Raw genomic sequence first — 23,218 nt, 5'->3', positions numbered from 1 at the left:
AGCTAGAAGAGCTGGCCGAGCTGGAACACGAAATTGTCCCACCATTCGGAGACCACGCCCAAATACGCCTTCCCGACGGTGGAGACCGCCACAGCCGAGGCCATCGCGGCCACCGCCGACAGCACCAGCAGCAGCAGCGACGAGCCGGAGATGCTCTGCCGGTACAGCCGGCTCACGCCCTTGGCGTCGACCAGCTTGCCGCCCACCTTCAACCGGGTCAGGAAGGTCGAGGCCATCCCGCCCCGCCCCTTGTCCAGGAACTCCACCAGGGTGGCGTGGGTGCCGACCGCCACCAGCAGCGACGCGCCCTTCTCGTCGGCCAGCAGCATGGCCAGGTCCTCGCTGGTCGCCGCGGCCGGGAAGGTCACCGCCGGCACACCCAGCCCGTTCACCCGGGCCAGGCCCGGCGCCCGGCCGTCCGGGTACGCGTGCACGATCACCTCGGCGCCGCAGCGCAGCACGTCGTCGGTGACCGAGTCCATGTCGCCGATGATCATGTCCGGCGTGTAGCCCGCCTCGACCAGCGCGTCCGCCCCGCCGTCCACGCCGATCAGCACCGGCTTGAACTCCCGGATGTACGGGCGCAGCACGTCCAGGTCGGCCTTGTAGTCGTAGCCGCGGACCACGATCAGGCAGTGCCGGCCCTGGATCCGGGTCTGGATCTCCGGCACGCCGACGCCGTCGAGCAGCAGGTCCCGCTCCTGGCGCAGGTAGTCCATGGTGTTGGCGGCGAACGCCTCCAGCTGCACCGACAGGCCCTCGCGGGCGTCGGCCATCGACTTGGCGACGGACTCGGCGTCCTGCAACGCGCCGTGCGCGACCGGTTCCTCGCCGACGAAGACCGTGTTGCCCTCGATCCGCACCACGTCGCCCTCGCGGACCTGCTCGAAGACACCCTCACCCAGGTCGTCCAGGAGCGGGATCCCGGCCGCGACCAGCACCTCGGGGCCGAGATTCGGGTACCGCCCGGAGACCGAGGGCTTGGCGTTGAGCACAGCGGCGACACCGACGGCGACCAGCGAGTCGGCCGCCACCCGGTCCAGGTCGACGTGGTCGATGACCGCGATGTCCCCCGGCCGCAGCCGGCCGACCAGCCGTTTCGTCCGGCGGTCGAGGCGCGCGGTGCCGAGGACTGAGCCCGGTTCCGCGTTCCGGTTCCGGCGCAACGTGGGTAGACGCATCGTGACCATCCTGGCATGTGAGGCAGGGTTTGCTGTCGCGACATGCCTGAGCAGGGCCGCCTACCCAGGGAAGCACACCGGAGCGCACGCCGGTGTGCTTGCGCTCACAAACCCCGGATCACGGACGCCTTTCCTTGGCCGCCACGGCCAGGAGTTCCTCGGCATGGGCGATACCCAGATCCGAGTCCGGCAAACCCGCGAGCATCCGGGCCAGCTCGCGCGCCCGTTCAGTGTCCTCCACCACCCGCACGCCGCTGGTGGTGACCGCACCCCCGGTGTCCTTCGCCACCACCAGGTGCCGATCGGCGAACGCCGCCACCTGCGGCAGGTGGGTGACCACCAGCACCTGGTGGCTGCGGGCCAACCGGGCCAGTCGCCGGCCGATCTCCACCGCCGCCTGACCGCCGACGCCCGCGTCGACCTCGTCGAAGACCAGCGTGGGCGGGCCACCGGAGCCGGCGAAGACCACCTCGATGGCGAGCATCACCCGCGACAGTTCACCGCCGGACGCCCCGCGCTGCAACGGCAGCGCCGGCGCGCCCGGGTGGGCCAGCAGCCGCAGCTCCACCTCGTCCGCGCCGTCCGGGCCCACCCCGGCCTCGACGCCGTTGACGCGCAGGCTCGGCTCCGACCGGCCGACCGGCCGGGGCAGCACCGCCACCTCGATCCGGGCGTGCGGCATGGCCAACCCGGCCAGCTCGACCGTGACCTGCTCGGCGAAGCGCACCGCGGCCTCCTGCCGGGACGTGGCGACCCGACCGGCCAGCTCGGCCACCTCACCGGCCAGCCGCCCCGCCTCCCGGTCCAGCTCGTCCAGCAGCTCGTCGGAGGTGTCCAGGTCGGACAGTCGGGTGCGGGCCCGCTCCGCCCAGGCGATCACCCCGTCGACGTCGTCGGCGTACTTGCGGGTCAGCGCGCGCAGCGCGGCCCGGCGCTCGTAGACCGTCTGGAGCCGGGCCGGGTCGGCGTCCAGGGCGGCCAGGTAGGCCGACAGCTCCGCCGAGACGTCGGTGACCAGGGTCGCCGCCTCCTCCAGCCGCAGGGCCAGCTCACCCAGGGCCGGATCGGTGCCGGCCTGTGCCTCCAGGGTGCGCCGCGCGGTGCCCAGCAGCGTGCTCGCGTCCGGAGTCTCGTCGGCCGCCTCCACGCCGCCGGCCACGCACTGCGCGGCGATCTGGGCCGCCGTGCGCAACCCCTCGGCGTGCTCCAGCCGCTGCGCCTCCGTCTTCAGCTCGTCGTCCTCACCCGGCTGCGGATCGACCCGGGTGATCTCGTCGAGACCCAGCCGCAGCAGGTCGGCCTCCTGGTTGCGTTCCCGGGCGTTGCGCCGGCGGTCGGCCAGGTCGTCCACCACCGCCCGCCACCGGGTGTACGCCTCGCGCAGCGCGTCGAGCAGCTTCTCGTGCTCCGGGCCGGCGAACCGGTCCAGCGAGGCCCGCTGCTCGGCCGGGCGCAGCAGCCGCAGCTGGTCGGACTGGCCGTGCACGGCCACCGCCTGCTCGCCGACCTCGCCCAGCATCGACACCGGCATGCTCCGGCCACCCACGTGCGCCCGGGACCGGCCCTCCACGGTGACCGTGCGGCTCAGCAGCAGCGACCCGTCCTCGTCGGGCTCCCCGCCGGCGTCGGTCACCCGGGCGTGCACCGCCTCGGCCACCCGCCCGCGCAGCCGCAGCCGGCCCTCCACCACCGCGCGACCCGGCTGGGCCCGGACCCGGCCGGCGTCGGCCCGGCCCCCGAAGAGCAGGCCGAGGCCCGTCACCACCATGGTCTTGCCGGCCCCGGTCTCGCCGGTGATGACGTTCATCCCGCCGGTCAGCGGGAGCGTGGTGTCCTCGATGACGCCCAGTCCGGTGATGCGCAGCTCTTCCAGCACAGCACCCGACAGTAGACGCGGCCCCCGACAGTTGACCAGCCGGCAGGGTGCCGGCTGTGGACGACCCGCCGCCCCCGCCGACCTGATCATCGGTGCTGGCCGGGGCGCCGGAGCAGAGTCGCGCCGATCAGCTCGCGAGCCACCGCTTCCTCCGGCGGCGACTCACCGACCTGACACCGCCCGGGTCCTCACCCGGGCGACACCGGCTGACCGGTCCGCCCGCCGCGGCCGGTCACCACTGCTCCGGCACCCCGACCGTCGCGGCTCCGACCACCCCCTGGCCGGTCGCCACGACCGCCGGACCGCGCGTCCGGGCGGTGCGGGCCTCCCCGCTCCTCCCGGACTCCACCTCAGCGCAATCCGTACGCTCCGTTGCCCGTCGCTCGACAGCGCGTCGACCCCCCGGGACGGGCCGCACCTGGGGCATCCACCCGGCGCCCGCACGCCGTCGTCGAGCAAGGCCCCTACCGTAACCCGCCCGTCCCGCCCCCCGGGTACGCCGAAACGACGAGGCCGGATCAGCCGTGCGGTGCCACCCTCCGGGCGGGTGACACCTGATCGGCAGGTCAGCGGCGGTTGCCCCGCCACCCCTGCACCGGCAGGCCGAACTTGGCCACCAACCGGTCGGTGAACGGCCGGTCCCGCAGCCGGACGATACGCACCGGCAGGGTCCCCCGACGCACCGTGACCCGCGCCCCCGGCGGCAGGTCGTAGACCCGACGCCCGTCGCAGCAGAGCACCGCCAGCGTGGTGAACGGGTCCACGGTGATCGCGAAGGTCGACGTCGGCGCGGTCACCAGCGGCCGGCTGAACAACGCGTGCGCGCTGATCGGCACCAGCAGCAGCGCCTCCACCTCCGGCCAGACCACCGGCCCGCCACCGGAGAACGCGTACGCCGTCGAGCCGGTCGGGGTCGCGCACACCACCCCGTCACAGCCGTAGCGCGACAACGGGCGACCGTCGACGTCGACGAGCAGCTCCAGCATCTGGGCCCGCTCGCCCTTCTCCACGCTGATCTCGTTGAGCGCCCACGACTCGATCGTCGGGCCACCGTCGAACTCCGCGGTCACGTCCAGGGTGAGCCGTTCGTCCACCGTGTAGTTGCGCCCGACCACGTCGCGCACCGCGCGGTCCAGGTCGTCGATCTCCGCCTCGGCCAGGAAGCCGACCTTGCCCAGGTTGATGCCGAGCAACGGCACCTTCGCCGGACGGGCCAGCTCGGCGGCGCGCAGGAAGGTGCCGTCCCCGCCGAGCGCGAACACGATCTCGGCGCCCTCGGCCGCCTCCGGGCCGGTCACCGGCACCACGCCCGGCAGGTCCAGGTCCTCGGCCTCCTCGGCCACCACCCGCACCTCGAACCCGGCCGCGATGAGGTCCGACGCCACCGCCCGCGCGTGCTCGGTGCTGCGTCGACGACCGGTGTGCGTCACCAGCAGAGCGGTCCGGCTCACCCGGACACCTCCTCGTTCGTGGGCTCCGACCCGAATCCCTGCGGACCGGCCGCCACCACCGCCCGGACCCGCTCCGGGTCGGCCTCCGGCGCGCCCCGGCGCAACCATACGAAGAACTCGACGTTGCCGCTCGGTCCCGGCAACGGGCTCGCCGCCACGCCCGCCAGCCCCAGCCCGAGCCGCGCGGCCGCGGCCGCCACGTCCAGGACGGCCTCCGCCCGCAGCGCCGGGTCGCGGACCACCCCGCCCGCGCCGACCCGCTCCCGGCCGACCTCGAACTGCGGCTTGACCATCAGCGTCAGGTCGCCGTCGGGCCGGGTGCAGCCGGCCAGCGCCGGCAGCACCAGCCGCAGCGAGATGAACGACAGGTCGGCCACCGTGAGATCCACCGCGCCACCGATCGCCTCCGGCGTGAGGGTACGCACGTTGGTGCGCTCGAAGACCCGGACCCGCTCGTCGGTGCGCAGCGACCAGGCGAGCTGCCCGTACCCGACGTCGACCGCGACCACCTCGGCCGCGTCGGCGCGCAGCAGCACGTCGGTGAAGCCGCCGGTGGACGCGCCGGCGTCCAGGCAGCGCCGGCCGGCGACGCCCAGCCCGCCCGGGGCGAACGCCGCCAGCGCGCCGGCCAGCTTGTGCCCGCCCCGGGAGACGTACTCCGTGCTCGGGTCCTCGCCGGTGACCAGCAGCGGATCGGCCGGGTCGACCATCGCGGCGGCCTTGCGGGCCGGCACCCCGCGCAGCTGGACGCGGCCGGCTTCCACCAACGCGGCGGCCTGCTCGCGGGAGCGGGCGAGGCCGCGGCGGACGAGTTCGGCATCCAGCCGGGTACGACGTGCCATGGGTGGGTCTTTCTCCGCCTCTCGGTCAGGCCTGGTCGATGCTGGCCAAGGTCTCGCGCAACGTGTCGTACGCCGCCTCGTACTGGGCGATCTGGTCGGCCGGCGAGAGCCCCTCCGCGTTGATCATCGCCTGCACGGCGGCGTCCACCGCCGGGTGCCGGGCCTCGCCGACCTCCTCCGGCAACGCCGGCCGCACCCCGGCGGGCGGCCCGGGACGCGGACCGGCCGGCGGCGGCCCCGGACGCGGGCCGGGCGGCGGTCCGGGCCGGTACGGGGCGGTCACGACGGCTCACCCTCGCCCGCGCGGCGGCCGGTGGCCTTCCTCGCCGGCCGCACCGGCGGGGCCGGCGACTGCTCCGCCGGGGTCCGCGAGACCGTCGCCGGCGGCTTCTTCGCGATCGCCTTCTTCGCCACCGCCTTCTTCGCCACCGCCTTGGTCGGCGTGGTCCTCGCGGGCGTCACCTCCCGCCCCGACGCGGACCCGGCCGGCGCGGCGTCGCCCGGCGCGGGCCCGGTCGGCGCGGGCCGGTCCGGGGCGACATCGGTCGGGGCGGCGTCGCCTCGCGCGGCGTCGGGGCGGCCGGGGCCGGCCGACGCGGGCTTGACGGTTCCGGGCCCGGGAGCCGCGGGCTCGGCCGCGCCGGGCGGGGTGACGGGGCGGGCCGGGGCGGACGGCGCCGCGCCCAGGACACCGGCGGGGGCGGTACGGGCCTCCCGCAGCTGCCGCTCCAACTCGTGCACCCGGCGGGTCAGCTCCGCCACCTCGTCGGCGGTGGCCAGCCCGACCGCGCCCAGCGCCCGGTCCACCTCGAAGCGGACCAGCTTGGTCAGCGCCTCCCGGTTCGCCATCCCGGTGGAGACGAGTTCCTCCGCGAGCGCCTGGAGCTGGGCGGCGGTCGCGCCACCCTGGCCGACGACCCGGCGCACGGCGTCCTGGGCCTTCTTCCGGGGCGCCTCCGTCAGGCCCATGGCCAGCTCGAGGTAGGCGCGCCACGCGTCCTGCATGCCTGAGTCCTTCCGCGGGGCGGGGTGTGCAGGTGTCACGCTACCGGGCGCCTGGGACGCCCCATTGCGGTACGGTGCCGGGGAACGGCGTGGCGCGGGACGAAGGAGACGATGTGGCCAGCGTGGACGAGTGCCGGCAGGCGTTGCAGGATCTGGCCGCCCGGCTGGACCGGCACGCCGAGATGTCGGGCAAGATCGATCTCGACCGCACCCTGGCCTGCCGGATCACCGACCTGGACACCGCGTTCCACGGCCGGATCGAGGGCGGCCGGCTGCTCGGGCTGACCGACGGCGACGACCCGAAGGCGAAGATCGCGCTGAGCACCACCAGCGACGACCTGGTCGCGCTGGTGCACGGTCAGCTCGACGTGATGAAGGCGGTCGGTGCCCGCCGGGTCTCCATCAAGGCCAACCCGTTCGACCTGATGAAGCTGCGCAAGCTGCTCTGAGGACGAGGTCAGTCGGCCAGGCCGAGCCCGGCCAGGGCCTGCTGCGCCGCCGGGGAGACCCCCCGCACCCGCGACCGCGACCCGTCCCCCGTCGACCAGGCCACCGCGTAGAGCGCGGCGAGGGCGTCGAGGGGTCGACCGGCACCGTCGAGCAGCAGACCGTCCCCGGTCGCGGTCGCCGACCAGCCACCGCCGTCGGGGGCACCCGGCACTCCGACCACCGCCGCCGGGTCGAAGAGGCCCGCCAGGTCGAGCGAGACGTACGTGGGGCGACGGTCGGCGGGCGCGCTCAGCAGCTCGGCCGCGTCACTGACGCCGGTGAGCACCAGCAGGCTGTCCAGCCCGGCCCGCCGGGCACCCTCGATGTCGGTGTCCAGCCGGTCGCCGACCACCAGGGTCCGCCCCTGCCCGGCCCGCCGCGCGGCCGTGGCGAACAGCGCCGGCTCCGGCTTGCCCACCACGACGTCCGGGTCCCGGCCCAGGGCGGTACGCAGCACCGCCACCAGTGAGCCGTTGCCCGGCAGCGGTCCGCGCGGGCTGGGCAGCGTGCGGTCGGTGTTCGTCGCGTACCAGGGCGCGCCGGCCCGGACCGCCAGGGACGCCTCGGCCAGCTCGGCCCAGCCGACGTCCGGCCCGTACCCCTGGGCGACGGCGGCCGGCTGCTCGTCCACCGTGGTCACCGGGCGCAGACCCACCGCCCGCAGCTCCGCGCGCAGCGCCTCCGCCCCGACCACCAGCACCGGCGCGCCGGCGGGCAGCCGGTCCCGCAGCAGCTCGGCGGTGGCCGCCGCGGAGGTGAGCACCTCCTCCGGCCGGGCCGCGACGCCCATGCCGGTGAGCAGGTCGGCCACCTCGCTCGAGCGGCGCGAGGCGTTGTTCGTCGCGTACGCGACCGCCCGTCCCTCGGCGTGCAGCCGACCCACCGCCTCGACCGCGCCGGGGATCGGCTTGTCGATCAGGTAGATCACCCCGTCCAGGTCGAACACGACCAGGGCGTACCCGTCGACCAGCCGTGCACTGGTCCCGGCCGGATCGCGTTCCACGCGACCCGCACCGGCACCGGCGTCCCCGGCGTTCCCGCTCACCGGCGGTCCGTCTCCGTCTCGCGACCCGACGCGTCCCGCTCGTCACCGGCCGGCTGCGCCTCGGCGGCCACCGAACGGGCCTCCGCGTCGGTCAGCTCGTCGTCGGCGAGGTCCGCGCCGTCCCGGTCCCGGTACCCGGCGTCCTCGCCGCCCCGGGCGTCGGCACGCGGCGCGTCACCGTCGAGGTCGTCGTCCCCGTCCTCGTCGTCCCCGTCCTCGTCGTCGAGGTCCTCGTCGTCCTCGTCGCCCTCGTCGCCGTCGAGGTCGTCGTCCTCGTCGTCGTCGAAGTCCTCGTCGTCCTCGAGGTCGTCGTCGTCCTCGTCGCGGTCGTCCGAGTCGGCGGCACCGGTCAGGTCGGCGTCGGGACGGGCCGGGACGGCGCCCGGCGCACCGGGCCCGGCCGCCAGTTCCTCGTCGTCCTCGTCGTCACCCTCGATGACCACGCCGTCGAGTTCCAGCAGCCGCTCGGCGGCGTCGGTCTCCCCCTCGGAGTCCATGTCGGCGGCCCGGGAGAACCACTCCCGCGCCTCCTCACGACGCCCCACGGCGAGCAGGGCGTCGGCGTACGCGTAGCGCAGCCGCGCAGCCCAGGGCTCGGACGAGTCGTTGGTCAGCTCGGGCACCTGGAGCATCGCCACGGCTGCGTCCTTCTGGCCGAGGTCGCCGCGCGCCCCCGCGGCCACGATGAGCAGCTCGATCGCGACGGACTGGTCCAGCTTCTCCCGGTCCGCGCCCCGGAACAGGTCGATGGCCCGCTCCGGCCGCCCCAGCGCCCGCTCGCAGTCCGCGAGGACCGCCAGGTGGCTCTGCAGCCCGCTCATCCGGTGGTACGTCCGCAGCTCGGCGATGGCCGTCTGCCACTCCCCGGCGTGGTACGCCGCCAGCCCGACGGCCTCCCGCACCGCGGCGATCCGCGAGGCGAGCCGGCGGGCGGCCATGGCGTGCGCCAGCGCCTCCTCCGGGTTGTCGTCGATCAGCAGGCCGGTCGCCACGAGGTGCCGCGCGACGCTCTCCGCCACCGGCTTGTTCAGCGACAGCAGCTCGGCCCGGACGGTCGAGTCGAGGTCGCTCGCGACCACGTCGTCCGGCAGCGCGGGCGCACCGGTCCGCTCCCCCGTACGCCCCTCGGCCGACTCGTTCCGGTCGTCCCGACCCGGCCGGTCGCCGTAGCCCCGCCGCTCGCCGTCACGCTCGCGACCGCCCTGGAAGCCGCCCTGGCGGTCGTCCCGGCGGAAGCCGCCCTCACGGCGCTCGCCGCCGGAGAAGCCGCCCTCGCGACGCTCACCGCCGGAGAGACCACCCTCACGACGGTCACCACCACGGAAACCACCCTCACGGCGCTCGCCGCCACGGAAGCCGCCCTCGCGACGCTCACCGCCGGAGAAACCACCCTCACGACGGTCGCCGCCACGGAAGCCGCCTTCACGGCGCTCACCGCCGGAGAAACCACCCTCACGACGGTCGCCGCCACGGAAGCCGCCTTCACGGCGCTCACCGCCGGAGAAACCACCCTCACGACGGTCGCCGCCACGGAAGCCGCCTTCACGACGCTCGCCGCCACGGAAGCCGCCCTCGCGACGCTCACCGCCGGAGAAACCACCCTCACGACGGTCGCCGCCACGGAAGCCGCCTTCACGACGGTCGCCACCACGGAAGCCACCCTCGCGACGCTCACCGCCGGAGAAACCACCCTCACGACGGTCGCCGCCACGGAAGCCGCCCTCGCGACGCTCACCGCCGGAGAAACCACCCTCACGGCGCTCGCCACCACGGAAACCGCCCTCACGGCGCTCACCGCCGGAGAAACCACCCTCACGGCGCTCGCCGCCACGGAAGCCGCCTTCACGGCGCTCGCCACCACGGAAACCGCCCTCGCGACGCTCACCGCCGGAGAAACCACCCTCACGACGGTCGCCGCCACGGAAGCCGCCTTCACGACGGTCGCCACCACGGAAGCCACCCTCGCGACGCTCACCGCCGGAGAAACCACCCTCACGACGGTCGCCGCCACGGAAGCCGCCTTCACGACGGTCGCCACCACGGAAGCCACCCTCGCGACGCTCACCGCCGGAGAAACCACCCTCACGACGGTCGCCGCCACGGAAGCCGCCCTCGCGACGCTCACCGCCGGAGAAACCACCCTCACGACGGTCGCCGCCACGGAAGCCGCCCTCGCGACGCTCACCGCCGGAGAAACCACCCTCGCGACGGTCGCCGCCACGGAAGCCGCCTTCACGACGGTCGCCACCACGGAAGCCACCCTCGCGACGCTCACCGCCGGAGAAGCCGCCCTCACGACGGTCGCCACCACGGAAGCCACCCTCGCGACGCTCACCGCCGGAGAAACCACCCTCACGGCGGTCCCCACCGGAGCCGCCTTGGCGGAAGCCACCCTCACGGCGCTCACCACCACGGAAGCCGCCCTCACGACGGTCACCACCACGGAAGCCGCCCTCACGGCGGTCACCACCACGGAAGCCGCCCTCACGGCGGTCACCACCGGAGCCGCCCTGGCGGTCGTCCCGGCGGAAGCCGCCCTCGCGGCGCTCACCGCCGGAGAAGCCGCCATCACGGCGGTCGCCGCCGCGGAAGCCACCCTCACGGCGGTCACCGCCGCGGAAGCCACCCTCACGGCGGTCGGCGCCGGAGCCGCCCGAGCGGTCGTCGCGGCCGCCCCGGTACGACGGACGGTCGTCGCGGCGGGCGTCGTCGCGCCCCGGCCGGCGGTCGGCCCGATCCTCGTAACGACGGGGGCGGTCTCCGCCCTGCGGTCCTGAACTCACAGGTACATCCTTTCGATTGCGTCCCCAAGGAACGCTAACGCAGTCGAGGGCCGACCCTTGCGGGCGGCCCTCGACTGGAAAGATTGTCCGGCGGCGTCCTACTCTCCCACACCCTCCCGAGTGCAGTACCATCGGCGCTGGAGGGCTTAGCTTCCGGGTTCGGAATGTTACCGGGCGTTTCCCCTCCGCCATGACCGCCGTAACTCTATGAACATGTCAAACACACACATGCGGGTGTTCGATCGTTCAGAGTTGCACAGTGGACGCGTAGCAGCTTCGTAGTCAAGTCCTCGGCCTATTAGTACCGGTCAACTGAACCCGTTACCGGGCTTACATTTCCGGCCTATCAACCCAGTCGTCTAGCTGGGGGCCTTACCCCACAAAGTGGGTGGGATACCTCATCTTGAAGCGAGCTTCCCGCTTAGATGCTTTCAGCGGTTATCCCTTCCGAACGTAGCTAACCAGCCGTGCCCCTGGCGGGACAACTGGCACACCAGAGGTTCGTCCGTCCCGGTCCTCTCGTACTAGGGACAGCCCTTCTCAAGTATCCTACGCGCACGGCGGATAGGGACCGAACTGTCTCACGACGTTCTAAACCCAGCTCGCGTACCGCTTTAATGGGCGAACAGCCCAACCCTTGGGACCTGCTACAGCCCCAGGATGCGACGAGCCGACATCGAGGTGCCAAACCATCCCGTCGATATGGACTCTTGGGGAAGATCAGCCTGTTATCCCCGGGGTACCTTTTATCCGTTGAGCGACACCGCTTCCACATGCCAGTGCCGGATCACTAGTCCCGACTTTCGTCCCTGCTCGACCTGTCAGTCTCACAGTCAAGCTCCCTTGTGCACTTGCACTCAACACCTGATTGCCAACCAGGCTGAGGGAACCTTTGGGCGCCTCCGTTACCCTTTAGGAGGCAACCGCCCCAGTTAAACTACCCACCAGACACTGTCCCTGAACCGGATAACGGTCCGAAGTTAGATACCCAAATCAACCAGAGTGGTATTTCAAGATTGCCTCCACCCATACTGGCGTATGGACTTCACCGGCTCCCACCTATCCTACACAAGCTAATTCGGATACCAATGTCAAGCTATAGTAAAGGTCCCGGGGTCTTTCCGTCCTGCCGCGCGTAACGAGCATCTTTACTCGTAATGCAATTTCGCCGGGCCTGTGGTTGAGACAGTGGGGAAGTCGTTACGCCATTCGTGCAGGTCGGAACTTACCCGACAAGGAATTTCGCTACCTTAGGATGGTTATAGTTACCACCGCCGTTTACTGGCGCTTAAGTTCTCCGCTTCGCCCTTACGGGCTAACAGGTCCCCTTAACGTTCCAGCACCGGGCAGGCGTCAGTCCATATACATCGAATTACTTCTTCGCATGGACCTGTGTTTTTAGTAAACAGTCGCTTCCCCCTGCTCTCTGCGGCCATACAACGCTCCACCCGCGCGGGGCTTCACGTCTCCGGCCCCCCTTCTCCCTAAGTTACGGGGGCAATTTGCCGAGTTCCTTAACCACAGTTCGCCCGATCGCCTCGGTATTCTCTACCTGACCACCTGTGTCGGTTTGGGGTACGGGCCGCTAAGAACTCGCTAGAGGCTTTTCTCGGCAGCATAGGATCACTGACTTCACCTGAATCGGCTCGGCATCACGTCTCAGCCCATATGCACCGCGGATTTGCCTACGGCACGGCCTACACGCTTACCCCGGCACAACCACCGGCCGGGCTCAGCTACCTTCCTGCGTCACCCCATCGCTTGACTACTACCCGCCAGGTTCCCACGCTCCCCAACCTCGACCCGAAAGTCTTGGATGGTTTGGGTGGTTAGCACAACGAGGTTCATCAGGGTCGCTCTTTCGCGGGTACGGGAATATCAACCCGTTGTCCATCGACTACGCCTCTCGGCCTCGCCTTAGGTCCCGACTCACCCAGGGCGGATTAGCCTGGCCCTGGAACCCTTGGTCATCCGGCGGAAGGGTTTCTCACCCTTCTTTCGCTACTCATGCCTGCATTCTCACTCGTGCCGCGTCCACAACTAGGTCACCCCGTTGCTTCACCCCCGGCACGACGCTCCCCTACCCATCCACACACCTGCACCGGATATCAAGACCCGGCGTGGTTAAAATGTGAATGCCACAGCTTCGGCGGTGTGCTTGAGCCCCGCTACATTGTCGGCGCGGAACCACTTGACCAGTGAGCTATTACGCACTCTTTAAAGGGTGGCTGCTTCTAAGCCAACCTCCTGGTTGTCTATGCGACCCCACATCCTTTTCCACTTAGCACACGCTTAGGGGCCTTAGCTGGTGATCTGGGCTGTTTCCCTCTCGACTACGAAGCTTATCCCCCGCAGTCTCACTGCCGCGCTCTCACTTACCGGCATTCGGAGTTTGGCTGATTTCGGTAAGCTTGTGGGCCCCCTAGACCATCCAGTGCTCTACCTCCGGCAAGAAACACGCGACGCTGCACCTAAATGCATTTCGGGGAGAACCAGCTATCACGGAGTTTGATTGGCCTTTCACCCCTAACCACAGGTCATCCCCCAACTTTTCAACGTTGGTGGGTTCGGCCCTCCACGCGGTCTTACCCGCGCTTCAGCCTGCCCATGGCTAGATCACTCCGCTTCGGGTCTAGAGCATGCGACTAAAGGCGCCCTATTCAGACTCGCTTTCGCTACGGCTCCCCCACACGGGTTAACCTCGCCACATGCCACTAACTCGCAGGCTCATTCTTCAAAAGGCACGCCGTCACCCCGCAAGGCTCCGACGGATTGTAGGCGAACGGTTTCAGGTACTATTTCACTCCCCTCCCGGGGTACTTTTCACCATTCCCTCACGGTACTCGTCCGCTATCGGTCACCAGGAAGTATTTAGGCTTACCAGGTGGTCCTGGCAGATTCACGGCAGATTTCAGGGGTCCGCCGCTACTCGGGAACACCCACAGAAGGTCAGCAACTTTCACGTACCGGACTGTCACCGTCTACGGTTGGCTTTTCCACACCATTCGGCTAGCCACTGACTTTGTAACTCCTCCAACAGATGTCAGTCTGTTGAGCGGGGTCCCACAACCCCGACCACGCAACCCCTGACAGGTATCACACGCAGCCGGTTTAGCCTCAATCCGCTTTCGCTCGCCACTACTCACGGAATCACTATTTGTTTTCTCTTCCTACGGGTACTGAGATGTTTCACTTCCCCGCGTTCCCCCCACACACCCTATGTGTTCAGGTGCGGGTGACATCACATGACTGATGCCGGGTTTCCCCATTCGGACACCCTGGGATCACAGCTTGGTTGACAGCTCCCCCAGGCCTATCGCGGCCTCCCACGTCCTTCATCGGCTCCTGGTGCCAAGGCATCCACCGTTCGCCCTTGACAACTTGACCACAAAGATGCTCGCGTCCACTGTGCAATTCTCAACAAACGACCAACCCACAACCCCACCGTCTCCCACCAGCCCGACGTCACCGCCGGCGGTATGAGAAACCAGGTCGCGCCTGGCGCCCAGACGAACTCCCGCTCGCCTTCACGGCTCTGAAAGACAACCGTAGTTGTTCCTTCAGGACCCAACAGGGTGCTTATCGCCGAACCCCAGCCGCATCACATCCGTCGTTCCTGCACCCCGAAGGGCGTGTACTAGACATCCGCAACCGTTGCCGGCATCCGACCCACCAGTGTCTCCGCCATTGAGCACCCCGACCCGACATTCGCGGGCCGCGGGCTCCTTGCACCCTTTCAGGTGAAGGTGCTCCTTAGAAAGGAGGTGATCCAGCCGCACCTTCCGGTACGGCTACCTTGTTACGACTTCGTCCCAATCGCCAGCCCCACCTTCGACGGCTCCCTCCACAAGGGTTGGGCCACCGGCTTCGGGTGTTGCCGACTTTCGTGACGTGACGGGCGGTGTGTACAAGGCCCGGGAACGTATTCACCGCAGCGTTGCTGATCTGCGATTACTAGCGACTCCGACTTCACGGGGTCGAGTTGCAGACCCCGATCCGAACTGAGACCGGCTTTTTGGGATTCGCTCCACCTCACGGTATCGCAGCCCATTGTACCGGCCATTGTAGCATGCGTGAAGCCCTGGACATAAGGGGCATGATGACTTGACGTCATCCCCACCTTCCTCCGAGTTGACCCCGGCAGTCTTCGATGAGTCCCCGCCATAACGCGCTGGCAACATCGAACGAGGGTTGCGCTCGTTGCGGGACTTAACCCAACATCTCACGACACGAGCTGACGACAGCCATGCACCACCTGTGACCGCCCCCGAAGGACCTCACATCTCTGCGAGTTTTGCGGCCATGTCAAACCCAGGTAAGGTTCTTCGCGTTGCATCGAATTAATCCGCATGCTCCGCCGCTTGTGCGGGCCCCCGTCAATTCCTTTGAGTTTTAGCCTTGCGGCCGTACTCCCCAGGCGGGGCGCTTAATGCGTTAGCTGCGGCACAGGGAACCGGAGAGGCCCCCCACACCTAGCGCCCAACGTTTACAGCGTGGACTACCAGGGTATCTAATCCTGTTCGCTCCCCACGCTTTCGCTCCTCAGCGTCAGTATCGGCCCAGAGACCCGCCTTCGCCACCGGTGTTCCTCCTGATATCTGCGCATTTCACCGCTACACCAGGAATTCCAGTCTCCCCTACCGAACTCTAGCCTGCCCGTATCGACTGCAGGCCCGCAGTTGAGCTGCGGGTTTTCACAGTCGACGCGACAAGCCGCCTACGAGCTCTTTACGCCCAATAAATCCGGACAACGCTCGCGCCCTACGTCTTACCGCGGCTGCTGGCACGTAGTTGGCCGGCGCTTCTTCTGCAGGTACCGTCACTTTCGCTTCGTCCCTGCTGAAAGAGGTTTACAACCCGAAGGCCGTCATCCCTCACGCGGCGTCGCTGCATCAGGCTTCCGCCCATTGTGCAATATTCCCCACTGCTGCCTCCCGTAGGAGTCTGGGCCGTGTCTCAGTCCCAGTGTGGCCGGTCGCCCTCTCAGGCCGGCTACCCGTCGTCGCCTTGGTAGGCCATCACCCCACCAACAAGCTGATAGGCCGCGAGCCCATCCCAGGCCGAAAAACTTTCCACCACCAACCATGCGATCAGTAGTCATATTCGGTATTAGCCCCCGTTTCCGAGGGTTATCCCAAAGCCTAGGGCAGGTTGCTCACGTGTTACTCACCCGTTCGCCGCTCGAGTACCCCGAAGGGCCTTTCCGCTCGACTTGCATGTGTTAAGCACGCCGCCAGCGTTCGTCCTGAGCCAGGATCAAACTCTCCAACAAAAACTTTGTCGGACACAATGTCCTGGCAACAAAAGTGTTGCCAAAGGAATCCCAACCAGACAGACCAAAGCCTGACCAGTCCGGGGTATAAATCATAATTGGCACTGGCTTATCAAGCACCCTGTTGAGTTCTCAAAGAACAACCACACACCATCCGGCAAGCCCCACCCAGTGGAACCCCCGTCCGGGGCATTTCGTCCACGTCGCCGCCGCTCCCGCGCCGGGCACTTTTACTACGTTACCCGCCGGTTTCCGCCGTGTCAAACCGATGTATCGCGGTTTGTCATGCTTCCACCCAATTTCCGGGCACCTCAAATCATCCGACTTCCGTCGGACTCCCCGAGGATTTTCAGCAGGACGGCCGCCGCGGTTTCCCGCCCTGTCGTCCGCATCCCTGCCGGCCGATAACCTTACCCGGTCAGTTCCGCCCCACCAAATCCGCCCTCCGGCGGATCCGGGGCACCACCCGGGCCTCAGGTCCCGCGCTCCGGCCTCCCAGGTCTTTCGCCCTGTTTCGTCCGTTCCGCGCTGGCAGAGAGAAAGTTACGCGCCCAGCGGTTTGATCGTCAAATCCGCTGGGCGCGTCCCGCGTCACACTGTCGGCGTACGGCTATCTGCGCAGCTCAACACCGGCGAACGAGCGCTTGCCGCGGCGCAGCACCAGGTACCGGCCGTGCAGCAGGTCGGCCTCGGACACCGTCGCGTCCACCTCGGCGATGCGGGTGTTGTTGACGTAGGCGCCGCCCTCGGCGATCACCCGCCGCGCCTCCTTCATGCTCGACACCAGCCCGGACTCCTTGAGCAGGCCGGCGACGTCGGGCAGCTCGGCGAGGTGGACCAGGCCCGCCTCGGCCAGGGCGGCCCGCAGCGTCTCCGGGGACAGCTCGTCGAGCGAGCCGCGACCGAAGAGCGCCTGACTGGCGGCGACCGCCTGGGCCACCTCCCGCTCGCCGTGCACCAGGGTGGTCAGCTCCTCGGCCAGGGCCCGCTGGGCCAGCCGCGCCTGCGGGCGTTCCGCCGTCGCCTTCTCCAACTCCTCCAGTTCCTCGCGGGAGCGGAAGCTGAAGTACCGCAGGTAGCGGCTGACGTCGCGGTCGTCGGCGTTGACCCAGAACTGGTAGAAGGCGTACGGGCTGGTCATCTCCGGGTCCAGCCAGACCGCGCCGCCCTCGGTCTTGCCGAACTTGGTGCCGTCGGACTTGGTCACCAGCGGCGTGGTGAAGGCCTGCACCGGGCCGGCGCCCCGCCTGCGGACGTAGTCCACCCCGGCGGTGATGTTGCCCCACTGGTCGGAGCCGCCGTACTGGAGCTGGCAGCCGTGCCGGCGGTGCAACTCGAAGAAGTCGTTGGCCTGCAACAGCTGGTAGCTGAACTCGGTGAAGCTGATGCCGGTCTCCAGCCGGGCCTTGACCACCTCGCGGGCCAGCATCTTGTTCACCGGGAAGTGCTTGCCGACGTCGCGGAGGAACTCCACCACCGACATCTCGCCGGTCCAGTCCAGGTTGTTGACCAGCTGGGCCGCGTTCTGCCCGTCGTACGAGACGAACGGGGCGAGCTGGTCACGGATCCGCCGGACCCAGCCGGAGACCACCTCCGGCGGGTTCAGCGTGCGCTCCGCGCTCTCCTTCGGGTCGCCGATCTGCCCGGTCGCGCCGCCGACCAGCAGCAGCGGCCGGTGTCCGGCCAGCTGGAGCCGGCGGGCGGTGGCGACCTGCATGAGGTGCCCGACGTGCAGGCTGGGGGCGGTCGGGTCGAAGCCCACATAGAAGGTGGCGCTCCCGCCGTCGAGCAGCGCGCGCAGCTCGTCGAGGCCGGTCGAGTCCTGGATCAGGCCCCGCCACGCCAGGTCTTCGGTCAGGGAGTCCCGCCCCTGCGGGAGGTTGCTGTCGGTCACGGTCACCGATTCTCCCCCATTCCCCCGGTCGGCCCGTACCGGGTTTGCCGACGGCGGGCGCGGCTAGGCTGGCGGCGCCGTCGCGCGCGAGGAGGACCGCTGTGGAGATGCCGGAGCTGACCGGGGGTTTCGTGGCCCTGCTGGGGCTGACGTTCGACGAGGTCAGCGGCGATCGGGTGGTGCTGCGCTGGAAGGTACGCCCGGAGCTTCACCAGCCGTACGGGATCCAGCACGGCGGGGTCTACTGCTCGGTGGTGGAGACGGCGGCCAGCATCGGTGGGGCGCTCTGGCTCGGTGACAAGGGCAAGGTGGTCGGGGTGTCCAACCAGACCGACTTCCTGCGGGCGGTGCGCGACGGGGAACTGACCGCGGTCGGCACCCCCGTCCACCGGGGTCGCAGCCAGCAGCTCTGGCTGGTGGAGATCACCGACGAGGGCGGGCGGCTGGTGTCGCGCGGCCAGGTCAGGCTGCAGAACCTGACCGCCGCCGGCTGACCGGCCCGCGCCGCCGGGCCGCCGGCTGAGCCGCCCACCGGGCGCGACCGCCTGACCGATTCACCCCAAAAGGGGTGTCCGGCGCGGATATCGTCGCGTCGATGACACCGCCTGCCCGCCAGCCGACGTGAAGAGGCTCTTCGCCGCGACGCTCGGCGTGCTCTCCGCCATCGGGGGCTTCGTCGACATCGGTGACCTGGTCGCGGCGAGCCAGGCCGGGGCCCGCTTCGGGATGGCCCACGCCTGGGTGCTCGTCGTCGGGGTGGTGGGCATCTGCGCGTACGCGGACATGGCGGGCCGGATCGCGGCGGTGAGCGGCCGGGCGGTGTTCGACCTGGTCCGGGAGCGGCTCGGGCCGCGGGTGGCGCTGCTCAACCTGGTCGCCTCCTGGCTGGTCACGGTGATCACCCTCGCCGCCGAGCTGGGCGGGGTGGCCCTGGCGCTCCAGCTCGCGACCGGGTTGAGCTACCTGCTCTGGGTGCCGGTGGCCGCGGTGGCGGTGTGGTTGGTGCTCTGGCGGATGCGGTTCGAGCTGATGGAGCGGGTCTTCGGGTTGGCCGGGCTGGCGTTGCTGGTCTTCGCCGTGGCGCTGGTGCTGCTGCCCACCGACTGGGCGCGGCTCGGGCACGGCGCGCTGCACGTCAGCTCGGCCGGTCAGGGCTGGCCGGTGTACTGGTTCGTGGCGGTGGCGCTGTTCGCCTCCACGGTCAGCCCGTACGAGGTGTTCTTCTTCTCCTCCGGCGGGGTGGAGGAGAAGTGGAGCGCCCGGGACCTGGCCGCCGCCCGCTCGAACGTGCTGATCGGCTTCCCGGTGGGCGGGTTCCTGGCGCTGTCGCTGGTGGCGGTCGCGGCGGTGGCGTACCACCCGTCGGGCGGCTCGCTGGACAACCTGGCGCAGGTGGCCCGGCCGGTGGTGACGGTGCTGGGCGGGGCCGGGCTGGCGGTGACGGTGCTGGCGTTCTTCGCGGTCACCTTCGGGGCCGCGCTGGAGACCGGGCTCTCCGCGGCGTACGCGGCGGCGCAGTACTTCGGCTGGCAGTGGGGCAAGCGGGTCAGCCCCCGGGAGGCGGCCCGCTTCCACAGCGTGCTGCTGGTCGGGCTGCTGCTCGGGGTGCTGATGCTGATGACGGCCGTGGACCCGGTCCGGCTCACCGAGTACATGCTGGTGTTCAGCGCGGTGGTGCTGCCGCTGACGTACCTGCCGATCCTGGTGGTGGCGAACGACCGCACCTACCTGGGCGACCGGGTGAACGGGCGGTGGACGAACCTGCTCGGCGCGGTGTTCCTGCTGCTCATCGTGGCCGCGTCGGTGGCGGCGATCCCGTTGGCGATCATGACGAGGATGGGACAGTGAGGGTCCAGCTCGCCAAGCAGCTGCTCGACCGGCAGATCGTGGACGTGGACGGCCGGCTGGTCGGCCGGGTCGACGACATCGCGTTCGCCGTCGACGAGAGCGGCTGCCCGTACGTGGACTGCCTGCTGACCGGTCAGGGAGCGCTCGGCGAGCGGATCGGCGGCCGGATCGGGCGGCTGCTGGTGGCGGTCGCCGACCGGTTCACCGATGATCCACCGGTGCCGCCGCTGCGGATCCCGCTGGACCGGGTCGCCCGGGTGGACAGCGCGGTCCGGCTGAGCTGCCGGGCCGACGAACTGCCGCCGTCGCCGGTGGAGGCCTGGCTGCGCCGGCACCTCGTCGACCGGATCCCGGGGTCGCAGCGTGCGAGCGGGTGAGCTGCTCGGCCGGACCGCGTACGACCTGCACGGGCGGCGGCTGGGGCGGGTGGTGGACGTGGTGGTCCGGGGCGGCTGGCCGCCGCAGCGGCTGCGGATCACCGACCTGATCGTGGCCGGGCACTGGTGGACCCGGGTGACCGGGCGGCTGATCGGGCCGGAGCTGCACCCCTCCGGGCCGTGGCTGCTGCGGGCGACCGCCCGCTTGCTGGGGCGCAGCACCCACCAGGTGCCGGCCGACGCGGTGCAGCTCCGCCCGCCGGTGCCGGGCTTCCCGTTCGGCCCGCCGCCCGTCCCGGGCGGTCCGGGCGGTCCGGGCGGCCCGGGCGGTATGGGTAGTCCGGGCCGGAACAGCGGTCCGGGCGTAAACAGTGACCCGGACGGGCCGGACGACGCGCAGGATGGGCGCGGTCCGGACCGGGCCGGGTGACGGTCAGCTGCGGGCCTCGTCGAGCACCGGCGCCTCGGCGCCGGCGCGTTCCCCGTCGTCGCCGTCGTGGCGGTCGCGGCGGGGCCGGCGGTGGACCCGGACCTCGGTGATGGCGTGGTGGTCCACCCCGGCCACGTGCAGGTCCCAGCCGTCGACGGTGACGCTCTCCCCCGCCACCGTGGGGATGTGCCCGAGGCAGATCAGCACCAGCCCGGCGATGGTGGTGTAGTCGCCGGCCGGCCGGTTGGGCAGCTCGACGCCGAGGTCGGTGAGGTCGTGCACGGGGAAGGTGCCGGGCAGCACCAGCGTGCCGTCGTCCTCGGTGCGGACCGAGGAGAGGTCACGGTCGGTCTCGTCGTAGATCTCCCCGACGATCTCCTCGAGGATGTCCTCCAGCGTGACGATCCCGTCGACCGCGCCGCGCTCGTCCACCACCAGCGCGATGTGCTGGCGTTCCGCCTTGAACTGGCGCAGCGCGTCGACCACCGGCAGCGAGTCGGGCAGCAGCATCGGCGGGCGGGCGATCTCGTCGACCGGCCGGTCGTCCGGCATGCCGACCAGGTCGCGCAGGTGGATCACGCCGACCGCGTCGTCCAGGCCGCCGTGCCGGACCACCGGCGCCCGGGAGTGGCCGGTCGCGGCGAGGACCAGCCGGGCGGCCTCCGCGGTCGTCCCGCTGTCCAGGGTGAAGACCTGGAGCCGGGGTACGAGCACCGCGCGCAGCTGCCGGTCGGCGATCTCCACCGCGCCGGCGATGATGGTCCGCTGCTCCTTGGTGAAGCCGTGGTTGCCGGCGACGATGTCGCGCAGCTCGTCCGGGCCGATCTCCTCCGGCTCGTGCTTCGGGTTCAGCCCGACCAGGCGGACCACCAGGTCGCTGGTGGCGCCGAGGGCCCAGACGGCGGGCCGGGTGAAGCTGGCCAGCAGGTCGAGCGGGCGGGCCACCACCAGCGCCCACCGCTCGGCGGACTGCATGGCGATCCGCTTCGGCGCCAGCTCACCGAAGACCAGGGTGACGAAGGTCAGCGCCAGGGTGACCACGACGATGGCGACCGTCTCGGCGGCCTCGCCGAAGAACCCGAGCAGCGGGATCAGCGGCTTGGCCAGCGAGACCGCCGCGGCGGCCGAGGCGAGGAAGCCGGCCAGGGTGATCCCGATCTGGATGGTGGCCAGGAACCGGTTCGGGTCCTTGGCCAGCCGGGCCAGGGTCCGGCCGGCGCGGCTGCTGCGTTCCAGCCGCTGCAACTGGCTGTCCCGCAACGAGACCAGAGCCATCTCGCTGCCGGCGAAGGCCGCGTTGACGATGACCAGAACTCCGACCAGGGCCAGTTGGCTCCAGTAGCTCTGCACGCGCGGTTCTCTCCCTCGGCCCGACCCGGGCCGGCCGCCGTGGCCGACCGGTCGCCGCCCGGGGGTCCCGGCCGGCGTCGGCCCCTCTGTGCCCCGCCGGCCGCCCGCCGAATCCTCCGCGCGGGAAAACCGGCCTCAGGCGGGGGTCGGGAGGTCGAGGACGTACGCGTCGCCCTCGGGGCGGAAGCCGACCCGGTGGTAGTACGGGGCGACCATGCCGGGCGGGCTGACCACCCGGCGGAAGCCCCGGTCGGTGAAGAGGTGGCTGCGCCGGTAGACGAACTCGCCCGGGGTGAAGTCGCGGAACGGCGGGGTGACGTAGTCCAGGTCGATCTGGGCCACCCCGCCGGCCTCGGCGTGCGAGACCACCACCCCGACCACCTCGTCGGCGCGGACCACCAGGAAGGCCGAGCGGTCCCCGTCGGGACGCCAGTGGAAGTCCGGGTTGAACCGGGCGATGTCGGTGGCGTGCACCCGCAGCGTGTGGGCCAGGAAGGCGTCGTCGGTGCCCACCTCGACCACCTGGTAGGTCTGCTCGTCGTGCCGGGTGGCGAGCATCCGGCGCAGGTAGAAGACGTTGATCACGGCGAGCACCACGTTCAGCCCGACCATCGGCCAGACCCGCACGGCGGCGTTGTAGCCGATCAGGATCAGGCAGCCGAGCAGGTTGAGGGCACGTAGCCGCAGGATGCGCGTCTGCAGCAGGGACCAGACCAGCAGCGCGGAGCCGGCCCAGCCGACGAGTTCCAGCCAGTTCACCCGGGGGAGACTAGTGGTCTCGCTGGTCAGCGGAGTCGGCGGGCAGCTCCAGCACCCACTCCGCCACCTCCCGGCCGCGGCCCGCGGCGTACCCGGAGTCCTCGCCGACCACCACGAAGCCGCACTTGCGCAGCACGGCGAGGGAGGCGGCGTTGTCCTTCGCGGCGCGGGCGTGCACCGGCCGCTGCGGCAGCTCGCGCAGCAGCGCGGTCAGGCCGGCGGTGGCGTGCCCGCGGCCCCAGCGGGCCGGGTCGATCCAGTAGCTGACCTCGGTGCGCTCCCCCACCGGGAAGGCGGCGACGTGACCGACCACCTCGCCGTCGGCGACGATCGTGCGGTTGACGATGCGCTCGTCGGCGCGGATGCGGGCCCAGTGGGCGTCGAACGCGGCCCGGTCCGCCGGGTCCTTCGGGCCGAACGCGGCCATCCAGTTGGCCTGCGGATCCTGCTCGTGGGCGAAGAACAGGGGCAGGTCGTCGTCGCGTACCGGACGGAGTCGCACCTGACTGGTCATCGGCGCACGATACCGGGCCGCACCGACAGGTTCGGGACCTCCGGCCCGGGGCGGGTCGGCGTCCGGCCCTGCCGGGCCCACCGCCGCTCCCGATACGAAGAG

18 protein-coding genes and 3 rRNA genes are annotated in these 23,218 nt (G+C 70.4%); 6 read left to right on the top strand and 15 right to left on the bottom strand.

The annotated features are described in order from the left end of the window. Positions 1–2: 2 nt before the first annotated feature. From steA to GA0070611_RS03005, 6 genes are all read right to left on the bottom strand, one after another. Complete coding sequence (gene steA, locus GA0070611_RS03030) at positions 3–1,181, bottom strand: putative cytokinetic ring protein SteA (protein ID WP_091656963.1); 1,179 nt, start codon at positions 1,179–1,181, stop codon at positions 3–5. Between the two features lie 118 nt (positions 1,182–1,299). Continuing rightward, the gene (recN, locus tag GA0070611_RS03025) at positions 1,300–3,057 is read right to left on the bottom strand and encodes a DNA repair protein RecN (RefSeq protein ID WP_091656960.1); all 1,758 of its coding nucleotides are present in this window, start codon (positions 3,055–3,057) and stop codon (positions 1,300–1,302) included. A gap of 566 nt (positions 3,058–3,623) precedes the next feature. Next, positions 3,624–4,508, bottom strand: a complete 885-nt coding sequence (locus GA0070611_RS03020) for an NAD kinase (protein ID WP_091656957.1) — start codon at positions 4,506–4,508, stop codon at positions 3,624–3,626. Next, the gene (locus tag GA0070611_RS03015; protein WP_091656954.1) at positions 4,505–5,350 is read right to left on the bottom strand and encodes a TlyA family RNA methyltransferase; all 846 of its coding nucleotides are present in this window, start codon (positions 5,348–5,350) and stop codon (positions 4,505–4,507) included. Before GA0070611_RS03015 ends, GA0070611_RS03020 begins: the two co-directional genes overlap by 4 nt. A gap of 25 nt (positions 5,351–5,375) precedes the next feature. Next, complete coding sequence (locus GA0070611_RS03010; RefSeq protein WP_091656950.1) at positions 5,376–5,633, bottom strand: hypothetical protein; 258 nt, start codon at positions 5,631–5,633, stop codon at positions 5,376–5,378. Continuing rightward, on the bottom strand, positions 5,630–6,355 hold the full coding sequence (locus tag GA0070611_RS03005; RefSeq protein WP_091656948.1) for a phasin family protein: 726 nt from the start codon (positions 6,353–6,355) through the stop codon (positions 5,630–5,632). Before GA0070611_RS03005 ends, GA0070611_RS03010 begins: the two co-directional genes overlap by 4 nt. Before the next feature lie 113 nt (positions 6,356–6,468). Here GA0070611_RS03005 and GA0070611_RS03000 point away from each other — a divergent pair, with 113 nt between their 5' ends. Further along, positions 6,469–6,804: an SCP2 sterol-binding domain-containing protein gene (locus GA0070611_RS03000; RefSeq protein WP_091656944.1), complete on the top strand. Its 336-nt coding sequence runs from the start codon at positions 6,469–6,471 to the stop codon at positions 6,802–6,804. An 8-nt stretch (positions 6,805–6,812) separates the two neighbouring features. Here GA0070611_RS03000 and GA0070611_RS02995 read toward each other — a convergent pair whose 3' ends face one another. Together GA0070611_RS02995 and GA0070611_RS31640 are read right to left on the bottom strand one after the other, a co-directional pair. Beyond that, a complete protein-coding gene (locus GA0070611_RS02995; RefSeq protein ID WP_231921459.1) occupies positions 6,813–7,847 on the bottom strand; it encodes an HAD-IIA family hydrolase in 1,035 nt (344 codons plus the stop codon). Positions 7,848–7,885: 38 nt separating this feature from the next. Next, positions 7,886–8,968, bottom strand: a complete 1,083-nt coding sequence (locus tag GA0070611_RS31640) for a tetratricopeptide repeat protein (RefSeq protein WP_167604396.1) — start codon at positions 8,966–8,968, stop codon at positions 7,886–7,888. Here GA0070611_RS31640 and GA0070611_RS30940 point away from each other — a divergent pair. Continuing rightward, the gene (locus tag GA0070611_RS30940; protein WP_157740170.1) at positions 8,885–10,666 is read left to right on the top strand and encodes a hypothetical protein; all 1,782 of its coding nucleotides are present in this window, start codon (positions 8,885–8,887) and stop codon (positions 10,664–10,666) included. The two genes, GA0070611_RS31640 and GA0070611_RS30940, sit on opposite strands and share 84 nt — an antisense overlap. Before the next feature lie 91 nt (positions 10,667–10,757). Here the strand turns inward: GA0070611_RS30940 and rrf are convergent. The 4 genes from rrf to tyrS form a co-directional block, all read right to left on the bottom strand. Beyond that, positions 10,758–10,874 (bottom strand): 5S ribosomal RNA (gene rrf / locus GA0070611_RS02975). 76 nt (positions 10,875–10,950) lie between these two features. Then, positions 10,951–14,059 (bottom strand): 23S ribosomal RNA (locus GA0070611_RS02970). 370 nt (positions 14,060–14,429) lie between these two features. After that, positions 14,430–15,944 (bottom strand): 16S ribosomal RNA (locus tag GA0070611_RS02965). The 16S, 23S and 5S rRNA genes sit together here, the layout of an rRNA operon. A 610-nt stretch (positions 15,945–16,554) precedes the next feature. After that, positions 16,555–17,838 (bottom strand): tyrosine--tRNA ligase, encoded by a 1,284-nt coding sequence (tyrS, locus tag GA0070611_RS02960; protein ID WP_091672373.1) that lies wholly within the window; start codon positions 17,836–17,838, stop codon positions 16,555–16,557. A gap of 107 nt (positions 17,839–17,945) precedes the next feature. On the opposite strand from tyrS, the gene GA0070611_RS02955 reads away from it, so the two are divergent. The 4 genes from GA0070611_RS02955 to GA0070611_RS02940 all read left to right on the top strand — a co-directional run bounded on the left by GA0070611_RS02955 (position 17,946) and on the right by GA0070611_RS02940 (position 20,493). Then, the gene (locus GA0070611_RS02955; RefSeq protein ID WP_197675946.1) at positions 17,946–18,332 is read left to right on the top strand and encodes a PaaI family thioesterase; all 387 of its coding nucleotides are present in this window, start codon (positions 17,946–17,948) and stop codon (positions 18,330–18,332) included. Positions 18,333–18,459: 127 nt separating this feature from the next. After that, a complete protein-coding gene (locus GA0070611_RS02950) occupies positions 18,460–19,686 on the top strand; it encodes an NRAMP family divalent metal transporter (RefSeq protein WP_091656934.1) in 1,227 nt (408 codons plus the stop codon). Then, on the top strand, positions 19,683–20,063 hold the full coding sequence (locus GA0070611_RS02945) for a hypothetical protein (RefSeq protein WP_091656929.1): 381 nt from the start codon (positions 19,683–19,685) through the stop codon (positions 20,061–20,063). The genes GA0070611_RS02950 and GA0070611_RS02945 overlap by 4 nt, the downstream gene beginning before the upstream one ends. Next, entirely contained in the window at positions 20,050–20,493 is a 444-nt protein-coding gene (locus GA0070611_RS02940) for a PRC-barrel domain containing protein (RefSeq protein ID WP_231921303.1), read from the top strand. Before GA0070611_RS02945 ends, GA0070611_RS02940 begins: the two co-directional genes overlap by 14 nt. Before the next feature lie 3 nt (positions 20,494–20,496). Here GA0070611_RS02940 and GA0070611_RS02935 read toward each other — a convergent pair whose 3' ends face one another. From GA0070611_RS02935 to GA0070611_RS02925, 3 genes are all read right to left on the bottom strand, one after another. Then, positions 20,497–21,843 (bottom strand): hemolysin family protein, encoded by a 1,347-nt coding sequence (locus GA0070611_RS02935; RefSeq protein WP_091656924.1) that lies wholly within the window; start codon positions 21,841–21,843, stop codon positions 20,497–20,499. A gap of 135 nt (positions 21,844–21,978) precedes the next feature. Next, positions 21,979–22,602, bottom strand: a complete 624-nt coding sequence (locus GA0070611_RS02930; RefSeq protein ID WP_091656920.1) for a hypothetical protein — start codon at positions 22,600–22,602, stop codon at positions 21,979–21,981. A 10-nt stretch (positions 22,603–22,612) separates the two neighbouring features. After that, on the bottom strand, positions 22,613–23,116 hold the full coding sequence (locus tag GA0070611_RS02925; protein WP_091656916.1) for a GNAT family N-acetyltransferase: 504 nt from the start codon (positions 23,114–23,116) through the stop codon (positions 22,613–22,615). Between the last annotated feature and the right edge of the window lie 102 nt (positions 23,117–23,218).

The sequence above is a fragment of the Micromonospora auratinigra genome (assembly GCF_900089595.1).
Taxonomy (GTDB): domain Bacteria; phylum Actinomycetota; class Actinomycetes; order Mycobacteriales; family Micromonosporaceae; genus Micromonospora; species Micromonospora auratinigra.
The sequence above is the reverse complement of the archived record's forward strand: the minus strand, read 5'-3'. Positions and strand labels throughout refer to the sequence as shown.